Consider the following 11,115-nt stretch of genomic DNA (forward strand, 5'->3'; position numbering starts at 1 on the left):
GGAGTGGTCGACGGACGGGCGGGGCGGGGGCACCTCGCCGCGGGCGAGCAGGGCGTCGACGCCGTGTCCGCGCACGCACTCGGGGTCGGGGCCGTCCAGCGGCAGGCCGGTGAAGAACTTCGCCGCCATACAGCCGCCTCGGCAGGAGTCGTAGTGGCCGCAGGACGCGCACGCCCCGGCCGACTGCGGCTCGCGCAGCGTCGCGAACAGCTCCGAGGTGCGCCACACGGCGGTGAAGCCGCCCGCGTCGCGCACGTTGCCGGCGAGGAAGTCGTCGTGGATCGCGAAGGGGCAGGCGTACACGTCGCCGACGGGGTCGATGAGACAGACCACCCGCCCGGCGCCGCACAGGTTCAGCCCGGGCAGCGCCTGGCCGTAGGCGGACAGGTGGAAGAACGAGTCGCCGGTCAGGACGTTCTCGCCGGCGGCGACGAGCCAGTCGTAGAGCTCTCGCTGCTGGGCAGCGGTGGGATGCAGCTCGTCCCAGGTGTCGGCGCCGCGCCCGGACGGGCGCAGCCGGGTCAGGCGCAGCTGGGCGCCGTAGCGGTCGGCGAGCGCGGCGAAGCCGTCGAGCTGGGCCACGTTGTGCCGGGTGACGACCACGGACAGCTTGAACCCGCGCATGCCGGCCGCGGCCAGGTTCTCCATCGCCCGCACGGCCATGTCGTAGGAGCCGGCGCCGCGCACCGCGTCGTTGACCTCGGCGGTGGCGCCGTCGAGGGAGATCTGCACGTCGACGTAGTCACTGGCGGCCAGGCGCGCGGCGACCGACGGCGTGATCCGCACGCCGTTGGTGGAGAACTTCACCCCGACGTGATGCGCGGTGGCGTAGTCGACGAGCTCCCAGAAGTCGTCGCGCACCGTCGGCTCGCCTCCGCCGATGTTGACGTAGAAGACCTGCAGCCGCTCCAGCTCGTCGATGACGGCCCGACACTCGGCGGTCGTCAGCTCGCGCGGGTCGCGCCGCCCGGAACTGGACAGGCAGTGCCGGCAGGCCAGGTTGCAGGCGTAGGTCAGCTCCCATGTCAGGCAGATCGGCGCGGCGAGGCCCCGCGCGAAGTGGTCGACGAGCCGCGCCGGGGCGGTGGTGGGCACGCGGAACTCCCTTCCGCCCTCGGACGAGGACGAACTCTCACGAAGGTCAGGCGGGGACGAGCATCTGGGACGCGGCAAGGCTCGCCAGCGCCCGCTGGTATGGCTCGAGTGAGGCCGCGGGCAGGCCGATCGCGGCCGCCGCCGCCCGGGCGGTGGGATGGGCGGGCAATGCCTCGACCAGCGCCAGCAGCGCCGGCTCCTTGAGGAACGACAGCCGCCGTGTCCCGAAATGGTAGAGCAGTGCGCCGAACGCCTCCGGCCGCACCGACACCCGCGGATGCAGCCGCCACGCCCGGTCCAGGTCGAACGCCGCGGTGCCGAGCGCGGAGCGGGTGCCGGCCGGGGAGGCGGCGCCCGCCGAAGCGGCGGTGCTGGCCGAAGCGGCGGTGCTGGCCGAAGCGGCGGTGCTGGCCGAAGCGGCGTGGCCGGCCCCTGGCTCGGCGGACCCGGCGGGCCCGCCGAGCGGGACGGTGCTCAGTAGACGCCGCACATGCCGTCGATGGAGACCTCCTCGACCAGCAGGTCGTCCACCAGGCCGGCCTCCTCGGACACGGCGGGATCGGCGGCCTCGACCGGGCGGTCGGCCTGCTCCAGCACGGACTGCTCCATGGCGTCTCCCTGGGGCTCGCGGGGCGGAGCCGGGACCGGCCCCGACTCCCTGCGAGAGGACTGTAATGGCACCGAGTGCCAGACGGAAGCGTTCGCCGGAACGGGCGCTCAGCCGCCGTGGCGGCGCCCGCGGGCGGCGAAGCTGCGCAGGGCGCGCAGGAAGTCGATCTCACGGAAGGCCGGCCAGTAGGCCTCGCAGAAGTACAGCTCGGAATAGGCGCTCTGCCAGAGCAGGAAGTTCGACATCCGCTGCTCGCCGGAGGTGCGGATGACGAGGTCGGGGTCGGGCTGGCCGGCGGTGTAGAGGTGGCGGGCGATGTCGTCCATGGTCAGCGACGCGGCGGCGTCGGCGAGCGAGTCGCCGGCCTCCGCGCGTTCGTGCAGGTGCTCGCGCAGCGCCTCGATGACCTCCTGCCGGCCGCCGTAGCCGACGGCGAGCGTGACGTGGAAGCCGGTCTCGCAGGTGCGGGTCGTCTCGACCGCGTCCTTGAGCACCCGGGCGGTGCTGTCGGGCAGGGCGTCGAGCATGCCGGCCAGGTGCACGCGCCAGCGGGCGTCGGGCCGGCCGAGCCGGTCCGAGACCACCTGCTCGATGACCCCCATCAGGAAGGCCACCTCGGCGTCGCCGCGGCGCTGGAGGTTCTCCGTCGAGCAGACGAACACGGTGACGTGCCGGATGCCGACGGCCTCGCACCAGGACAGGACGTCCTCGGCGTGCTCGGCGCCGTAGCGGTGGCCGAGGCTCGGGTTGGCCATACCCATCTCGCGGGCCCAGCGACGGTTGCCGTCCATGACCAGGCCGACATGGGTGGGCAGCGGTCCGGCGACGACCTGGCGGCGCAGCCGGCGGGTGTAGAGGGCGTAGAGGGGACCGCCGAGGGTCATCCGCACCTTCCCGGGACGGGCCGCGCGGATGGAGGGGCCGGCGCGGCCCCACACCCGCGTCCCGGCCGCGACATGAACCGGGTTGGGTGACGATACCTGGCCCGCGTCACCCGCAGATGTCGCCCTGGCAAGATGCACGGCCGTCCACCCGCGGCGCCCCGGCCGCGAGCGCCCCGCGACGCAACCATCACTGTTCGCAGGATCTCGACACTCGACCCCGGAACCCATCACCAGAGGATCGGCGGTCAGGCGCGTTCCGTACCGGGCCGCAGGAGGCCCGATGCCCGCCGGCCGCCCACCAGGGGGCCGGCGCACCCCCGACGCACCCACCTCGACCGAGATCACCCGCGACGCACCGCCTCGAACCGTCACCCAGCGCACCTGGTCACATCTGAGAGTACCGATCCCTGGTCACAACGCCACCATTCCGCGATGACATCCGGGGAGGGATCAGAAACAACCCCCTCACGGTCACAGTAGGAAATCGAACGCGAACGCAAGCGCTCAGTCTCTGAGGCCAAGGCGGAATCCTTGACACGATTGTCGAACCTGAGTGTCATAGGACACACCATGAGTGTCATGGGGCGCATCAGGGCTCGTGTGTGCTTCCCCGACCTCCGGAGGGTGCGGGCACGGTGGTCGTTCACCGCTCCCGACCTCGTCCGGTGGCCGACGGGTCGGCACCAGCCTCGGTGTCCGGCGTCGGCCGGCGCAGCGCCGGTCCAGCCCGAGGAGTGTCGCCGATGCCGAGCGAGTGGGAGCGGCCCGTCACCGTCGACGGGCCGGTCCACGCCGGGTCCCGTCCCGTAACCAGATCCGGTGACGCCGCGCCGGCGTCCGCCCCGCACGCCGGCGCCGCGATGACCGCCGCCGCGCCGGGGTTGGCCGTACCCGGAGCGCCGCCGGACTCGACCGGCGTCGCCCGTACCGGCGCCGGGATGCGGTTCACCGGGATCGCGCCGACGCTGGTGCCCGCCGTCGAGGAGACCGTGCGCCGGGTGCCCGACGACGAGGCCGTCGTCGACCTGGCCACCGGCGAGCGGCTGACCTACCGACAGCTGTGGGACGCGGCGGCGCGGGTGGCCGGCGGGCTCGCCGCGGCGGGCGTCGGCCCCGGCCAGCGGGTCGCGGTGCGCCTGCCCAACGGCGCCGCCTGGTGTTCCACCGTGCTCGGGACCCTGCTCGCGGGCGCGGTGCCGGTACCCGTCAACACGCGGCTCACCCGTCCGGAGATCGCCTACATCGTCGGGGACGCCCAGGCCGCCCACGTCGTCGAGGACCCCGCCGGACTGCCGGACGGGCCCCCGCTCGTGCGGGCCGCCGACGATCCGGAGGCGACCGCCGCGCTGTTCTACACGTCCGGGACGACCGGCAACCCCAAGGGCGCGATGCTCTCGCACCGGTCGTTGCTGTCCGCGGCCGAGCAGTGCCGCCGGGTCCTGCGGCTCGGGCCGACCGAGCGGACGCGGTCGCTGATCGCGGCGCCGCTGTTCCACGTCCTCGCGTTCGGCATGCAGTGGCTGCCCGCGCTGCTGTCCGGCGGCACGGTCGTCATCGCCACCCACTTCGAGACCGGCTCGTGGTTGCGGGCGATCCGCGACGAGCGGATCGACGCGCTCAACGGGGTGCCGGCCATGTACTGGCAGGCGCTGCGCCATCCCGCGTTCGCCGAGGTGGACGTCTCCGGCGTGCGGCTGCTCAGCTACGGCGCGGCGCCGACGCCGCCGAGCCAGGTGGCGGAACTGCTCGCCGCGTTCCCCACCGCACGGTTCTCGCCCGGATACGGCCTGACCGAGGCGTCGGCCGTCACCGGCCTCGACCACGACGAGGTGCTCACCCACGCCGACTCGGTCGGCGTCGCCGTGCCCGCCACCGAGCTGCGCCTGGAGGGCCCGGACTCGGTCGCCGGGATCGGCCAGCTGCTCGTGCGCGGCCCGCAGCTGATGAGCGGCTACTGGCAGCGGCCCGAGGCGAGCGCCGAGGCTCTGGACGGCGGCTGGCTACGCACCGGCGACCTCGCCCGGGTGGACGGCCACGGCCGGGTCCACCTGCTGGACCGCATCAAGGACATGATCAACCGCGGCGGGGAGAACGTCTTCAGCATCGAGGTGGAGCGGGTGCTGGCGGCGTACCCGGGAGTCGGGGAGGTGGCCGTCGTCGGCCTGCCCGATCCCAAGCTCGGTCAGCGGGTCGCCGCCGCGGTCGTCGCCCGGCCTGGCACCACCGTCGACCCGGCGGAGCTGCTCACCTTCGCCCGCGACCAGCTCGCCGACTTCAAGATCCCCCAGTTCGTGGCCACCCTCACCGATCCCCTGCCGCGCAACGCGGCCGGCAAGGTGGACAAGGCTCATCTGCGCACCGCCACCGACTGGGGCCCTCGACGCTGACCCGTCGCTCGGTGTCCCCGCCCAAGCGCCCTCTCCCGGCAGGCACCGTCTCCACGCGCACCGTGTCCGGGCCCGTTCCTCGTGCGCCCCGTCACCGACGGCAGGTCCGCCGCCACCGGAGCCCATGTCCTCCAGCGGTCAGGCGCGCGTCACGCCAGCCTTCACCATCGCATCGAAAAAGGGCATTTCAGTATTTGCGCGCCTCTCGCCATGCCGAACCGGCATTCCAGGTGCTCATGAGGCCGTTTCCCTACCCATGCGGCCGCCACCTCCGCGACGACCAGACCATGACATTCCAGACATGCGGCTGCAAAGTACCGGGCGAGACAGCACCCATTGACCCAGTAGGGGCCATTCCCCTAATCAACGGGGAAAAAACATGCCTACGGAGCAGCAACCATGCCGCGCGGTCGGAGACCACCCAAACACGTCACCCTTATAGTCAGATCAGCTGCCGGAGTGCGCGGATGGTGGTCCCCGCCAGGGCGTTGTGGCTGATCGCAGCCCTGTTCGGGGAAGCATCACGCCGCCGCCCCCCACCACCACTTCGCCCACCCGGATGTCCACGTTATGTAGCGATCATCGTTGTCCCCTGCGGCAGAGCAAACAATCCTTCCCCGCCCAGGGTGACGACTCAAGGCCCACCCACAAAGGAAAAGTGATGGCTCCAGGACGCACTTCGAAACACCACCGGTTATGGACCTTCTCCAGCGCCGCCGCGCTGTTGGCCGCGGTGGCGATGGGTGCCGGCGCCTGTGGCTCGGGCACCCGGTCGGCCTCGGCGGGCGCCTGCGACAGCCCAGGCGTCACCCCCACACAGATTCACCTGGGGTTGCTCTACCCGAACACCGGCCCCAGCGCGCCGGGCCTGGCCGCGAGTCGGGCGGGGGTTGACGCCCGCATCGGTCTCGCGAACGCCAGCGGCGGCATCAACGGCCGGAAGATCGTCTACGAGTGGCGCGACGACCAGGACAACCCCACGGCCAACGCGACCGCGGCGCGCTACCTGGTCGAGCAGAGCAAGGTCTTCGGGATCCTCGAGTTCACGGCCGTCTCGGCCGGCAGCGCCCAGTACCTCACCGACCGCGACGTCCCCGTGGGCGGCCTGTCCATCGGCGGCGCCTGGGCGAACCACCCGAACATGTTCACGATCGGCCCCACGACGTCGAGCGCCATCGACCTGTTCGGCAACTACGTGAGGAACCAGGGCGCGTCGAAGGCCTTCGTGCTCACCACCGCGCTGTCCGCCATCTCGGGAGACGCCAGCACGTCGTTCGCCGCCAGCTTCCGCGCGGCCGGCGTGCAGATCGTCGACCGCTCCGCCTTCACCGCTGGCGTCGACGACCCCTCCGTCATCGCCCAGCGGGTCGCCCGCAGCGGCGCGGACACGCTGCTGCTGGTCATCAACGGCAACTCGGTCCCCACGATGATGAAGGCCATCCGGGCCGGGGCGCCCAACCTGCGGGTGGTCCTCTCGCTGTCCGGCTACGACAAGCAGGTCCTCGCGCAGGCGGGCGGAGCCATGGCGGGCGTGGAGATCCCGCTGTACTTCCGGCCGTTCGAGGCCGGCGGCCCCTCGATCGACACCTTCCGCCGGGGGATGACCGAGTTCGCTCCCGAGGTCAGCGACACGGACCAGCAGTTGGCACTGATCTCCTACATCGACACGGACCTGTTCCTGCGCGGTCTGCAGGCGGCCGGGCCGTGCCCCACCCGGGCGAGCTTCATGTCAGGACTGCGCGCCACGTCCAACTATGACGCCGGCGGCCTCATCACCCCGTTCAACATCGCCCGGGACCTCCACAAGCAGATCACCTGCTGGTCGTTCGTCCGGGGCAACGCCTCCGGCACGGCGTTCGACGTCGCCGGGGACAACCTGTGCGGGCACGAGCTGCCGGCCGGGGCGGGCGGCTGAGCCCGCCCGGGCTCCGCGAGTAGCGCGGGTGATCTGCCGCGGGCCCGTGCGCGATGCCGTCGTGGGACGGTCGGCGCACGGGCCCGCGATCCATGTCCGGCCCAGATCCATGTCCGGCCCAGATCCATGTCCGGCCCAGATCCATGTCCGGCCCAGATCCATGTCCGGCCCAGATCCATGTCCGGCGATCCGCCACGGCGACCGCGACGGAATTTCGGCAGGTCACATCCCGGTCGGGAAACGTCATATCAGGCATTGCGCCGCCCGGCGGGCCTCCGTTTCCAGCGGCTCCTCTCTTCTCCTCCTCTTCTCCGCCGCCCGCCCGGATCTCCGCCCGGCGCCGGAGCGCGCACAGTCCGATGCGGACCGGCAACCTGAGCCGGCAATACCTCCGCGGCGACATCCATGCCGATCCGGCATTCCCGCGCTTCCGGTCAGCAGCCAACCAGGTCCACAAACAGGGCAATTTCGGATTTCCCGCCCACTCGCGCCCGGCGGCCCGTGCCGGCTGTCACGGGCGTTTCACCTAAGGTCACGACTGCCATCAACGGCGGGAAAACCGCAGAACACCATCCCGACTACCGGCAACGTCACCTTTCGCCTACCCTCGATCACCCATATAGTGACAACGATCATCAGTGGTGGCCGGTCAAGGCCATCACCATCAGGTTCCCATCAATCTGTACACGGAGTGTCATGGGCGGAGAGCGCAAGCCCCGATTACCCGAGGCGGCCGGCCTCGACTTCTCCGCTGGCGTTGATCGCGCACTTCCCCGGACGAGGGAGGACCGCTAGGACGCCGGGGGAAGCGATGCGTCGTGCCCGTCCGCGGCCGCCTACCGCCCGGCGCCGTCACCGTGGCAGGGCCCACGCGCCATTCCCTTCGAACTACGGCGCAGTGGTCGACCCGTCCTCGACGTTCCTCAGGAGTCCTCACGTGTCTCGTCGTCTGTTAAGCGTTTCCGGAGTCGCCATGATGCTGGCCCTGGTGGCCGCGGGGGCCGGAGCCTGCGGACAGAGCGGGCAGTCAGCCGCGTCCGCCACCTGCGACAGCCCGGGGGTGAGCGCGAACGAGATCCGGCTCGGCCTCCTCTATCCGGATACCGGTCCGACGGCCACCGCGGTCGCGGCCGGACGCGCCGGCGTGGACGCCCGCATCGGCCTGGCCAATGCGAAGGGCGGCATCAACGGACGCAAGATCGTCTACGAGTGGCGCGATGACAAGGACAACCCGACCACCAACGCGACCGGAGCCCGGAACCTCATCGAGCAGCAGAACGTCTTCGGCGTGTTGGAGTTCTCCTTCGTCGCCAACGGCAGCGCGCAGTACCTCGCGGACAAGGGCATCCCGGTCGGCGGCCTTTCGATCGGTGACGCCTGGTCGAAGCATCCCAACATGTTCTCGATCGGAGCGACGACCGTCAGCGCGATCGACCTGTTTGGCAACTTCCTGAAGTCCGAGGGTGCGACGAGGGCCGCCGTCGTCGGTACCGCGCTGTCCGCCGGCACGGGGGACGTCACCGCCGTGATGACGCGCAGTATCCAGGCCGCCGGCATCTCCGTGGTCGACTCGATCGGCTACACCGCCGGCGCCGACAATCCGGCGACCGTCGCCCAGCGGGTCGCGGCCAGCGGTGCCGACACGCTGATGTTGCTGGTCAGCGGCAGCGACCTGCCCACGATCCTGACCGCGGTCCGGGCCGCGGCCCCGAAAGTGCGGGTGATCATGTCGCTCGCGGGCTACGACCGCCAGCTGCTCGCCCAGGCCGGACCCGCGATGGCCGGCACGGTGATCCCCGTCTTCTACCGCCCGTTCGAGGCCGGCGGCCCGGCGATCGACACCTTCCGCCAGGCGATGGTCACCTACGCGCCGCAGTTCCCCAACCCGGAACAGCAGCTGGCCCTGATCTCCTACATCGACACGGATCTCTTCCTGCGCGGCATCGAGGCCGCCGGACCGTGCCCCACCCGGCAGGCGTTCATGACCGGGCTGCGCGCCGTCACCAACTACGACGCCGGCGGTCTGATCGCGCCGCTGAACATCGCCCGCGACCTCGGCAGGCAGATCACCTGCTGGTCGTTCGTCCAGGTCAACCCCGCCGGCAACGCCTTCGGTGTCCTGCGCGACTCCCAGTGCGGGCAGGAGCTCCCCGCCGCGCCCGGCGCGGGCTGAGGCCCGTCGCGCCCCTGTCCCGGCGCCCGTCGACACCGACCGCCCAGCTCGCCCGACCGCCCAGCTCGCGCCGGCACCCCATCGAGTGCCGGTGCGCCGCGATACGCACGACCACCCCGGCCGCCACCATGCCGGGGCGGCATCTCATGCCTGGCCGGCATTGTTTCTCCACTGTCGCCCCGATCGGCGCCCGCCAGCCAACGAGCTAGCAACCCCAGGTCCGACGGAGCTAAAGAGCCGATGCTGCTCCGTGCTGCGTACATCACGAGACGGCAAGCGACTGCAACCAACGGTCGAAAAACGCCACGGTGTTGCCGCGCTCCGCGTCCTGCCCGGTGGCACATCGCCCTGGAGCCCACGCCTATAGTGACTGCGTTCTCAGACTCGTACTGATCAGATCCACAGCGTCGGCGTTCGCCACACAAGGTGCGCGCGATGCTGTCCGGGGGCAACGAAACGGATCGGCCAGGCGAGATTCGCGCACCTTTCACGCACCGCGGTCGACGACGCACACGCCCAGCATCTCCGGGTGTGGGTGTTCCACTCGACACGGTGCGTGTCGCCGGCAGTAGGCCCGAGGGGACTACAGTCGGCCGCTCGTCAGTGCACACCCGAAGTCGCGTCACGAGCTTCGGCCGATCAGACTCGTAATGCTTCCCCGGGAGTTCCCGAATGCCTAGACGTTCCTCATCGCTACTCGGCGTAGCCGCGTTGCTCGCGATCGTAACGGCGGGTGCCGGCGCCTGCGGCTCCGGATCCTCCTCGTCGGCCTCCGCGTGCGACAGCCCCGGCGTGAGTTCCTCGGAGATCCGACTGGGGCTGCTCTACCCCGACACCGGTCCCACCGCCAGTGCCATCGCCACGGCCCGCGCCGGGGTGGATGCCCGGATCGGCCTCGCCAACGAGAAGGGTGGCATCCACGGACGAAAGATCGTCTATGACTGGCGTGACGATCAGGACAACCCCACGGCCAACGCGACCGCCGCCCGGTACCTGGTGGAGCAGCGCAACGTGTTCGGCCTGCTGGAGTTCTCCTTCGTCGCGGATGGCAGCGCGCAGTACCTGGCCGACAAGGGCATTCCCGTCGGCGGCCTGTCCGTCGGCGATGCCTGGTCGAAGCATCCGAACATGTTCACGGTCGGAGCCACGACCGTCAGCCCGATCGACGTGTTCGGCAACTTCCTGAAGTCCCAGGGCGCCGGGAAGACCGCCGTCGTCGCCACCGCGCTGTCCGCCGGCACGGGCGACACCAACTCCGTCCTGACCCAGAGCGTCCAGGCCGCGGGCATCGACATCGTCGACAACATCGCGTTCACCGACGGTGCCGACGATCCCGCCTCCGTCGGCAGACGGGTGGCGGCCAGCGGGGCCGACAGCGCGGTCGTGATCATCAACGGTCCGGCGCTGCCGGCCGTGGTCGCCGCGATCCGCGCCGCGGCGCCGCGCATGAAGGTCGTCCTGTCCTTCGGCGGCTACGATCATCAGCTTCTCGCGGCAGCAGGGCAGATCATGGCGGGTGTGACGATCCCGATCTTCTACCGGCCCTTCGAGAGCGGCGGTCCCGCCGTCGAGGCCTACCGCCAGGCCATGATCAGGTATGCGCCGCAGTACAACGACCCCGAGCAGCAACTCGCCTACACCGCCTACATCGACACCGATCTCTACCTGCGCGGGCTGGAGGCGGCCGGGCCCTGTCCCACCCGGCAGAGCTTCATGTCCGGCCTGCGCGCCGTCACCTCGTACGACGCCGGCGGGCTCCTGATGACCCCGATGAACATCGCCCGCGATCTCGGCAAGCAGATCACCTGCTGGTCCTTCGTCCAGGTCAATGCCGAGGGGAAGGGCTTCAACGTGCTGGGCGACCAGCAGTGCGGGCGCGTGCTGCCGGCCGGCGCCGGGGCGTCCTGACCCGGCGGGACTCCGCAGGCGTTCATCGACGCGACGTCAGGCGGACCGCGGCCGGCAAGCCGCGGTCCGACCGGCCGCCATCTGGCCTCGATTCCCTGAACGGACGAGCCGCCCCTCGGCCGGTGCCCCGCCCCGCCGCGGGC

At 71.1% G+C, this 11,115-nt stretch carries 8 protein-coding genes; 4 read left to right on the forward strand and 4 right to left on the reverse strand.

The genetic code is table 11. The features are described 5' to 3' along the window. From mftC to uppS, 4 genes are all read right to left on the reverse strand, one after another. A partial coding sequence (mftC, locus tag C1A33_RS12695; protein ID WP_101831727.1) for a mycofactocin radical SAM maturase occupies window positions 1–1,095 on the reverse strand: 1,095 nt, incomplete at its 3' end. A 46-nt stretch (window positions 1,096–1,141) separates the two neighbouring features. Next, window positions 1,142–1,585, reverse strand: coding sequence for a mycofactocin biosynthesis chaperone MftB (gene mftB, locus C1A33_RS38335; protein WP_243407470.1), 444 nt, complete (start codon window positions 1,583–1,585; stop codon window positions 1,142–1,144). Beyond that, window positions 1,570–1,704 carry a mycofactocin precursor MftA gene (mftA, locus tag C1A33_RS12710; protein ID WP_101831728.1) on the reverse strand — a complete coding sequence of 45 codons (135 nt, stop codon included), beginning with the start codon at window positions 1,702–1,704 and terminating at the stop codon, window positions 1,570–1,572. Before mftA ends, mftB begins: the two co-directional genes overlap by 16 nt. A gap of 108 nt (window positions 1,705–1,812) precedes the next feature. Beyond that, complete coding sequence (gene uppS / locus C1A33_RS12715; protein WP_101831729.1) at window positions 1,813–2,589, reverse strand: polyprenyl diphosphate synthase; 777 nt, start codon at window positions 2,587–2,589, stop codon at window positions 1,813–1,815. A gap of 743 nt (window positions 2,590–3,332) precedes the next feature. On the opposite strand from uppS, the gene C1A33_RS12720 reads away from it, so the two are divergent. The 4 genes from C1A33_RS12720 to C1A33_RS12735 all read left to right on the forward strand — a co-directional run bounded on the left by C1A33_RS12720 (window position 3,333) and on the right by C1A33_RS12735 (window position 10,972). Next, window positions 3,333–4,976 (forward strand): class I adenylate-forming enzyme family protein, encoded by a 1,644-nt coding sequence (locus C1A33_RS12720; protein WP_243407471.1) that lies wholly within the window; start codon window positions 3,333–3,335, stop codon window positions 4,974–4,976. Window positions 4,977–5,637: 661 nt separating this feature from the next. Continuing rightward, on the forward strand, window positions 5,638–6,891 hold the full coding sequence (locus C1A33_RS12725) for an ABC transporter substrate-binding protein (RefSeq protein ID WP_101831730.1): 1,254 nt from the start codon (window positions 5,638–5,640) through the stop codon (window positions 6,889–6,891). Between the two features lie 898 nt (window positions 6,892–7,789). Next, complete coding sequence (locus C1A33_RS12730; RefSeq protein WP_243407472.1) at window positions 7,790–9,064, forward strand: ABC transporter substrate-binding protein; 1,275 nt, start codon at window positions 7,790–7,792, stop codon at window positions 9,062–9,064. A 792-nt stretch (window positions 9,065–9,856) separates the two neighbouring features. Beyond that, window positions 9,857–10,972 carry an ABC transporter substrate-binding protein gene (locus tag C1A33_RS12735; protein ID WP_243407473.1) on the forward strand — a complete coding sequence of 372 codons (1,116 nt, stop codon included), beginning with the start codon at window positions 9,857–9,859 and terminating at the stop codon, window positions 10,970–10,972. Window positions 10,973–11,115 lie beyond the last annotated feature (143 nt).

Source organism: Frankia canadensis, assembly GCF_900197875.1.
Taxonomy (GTDB): Bacteria; Actinomycetota; Actinomycetes; order Frankiales; family Frankiaceae; genus Frankia; species Frankia canadensis.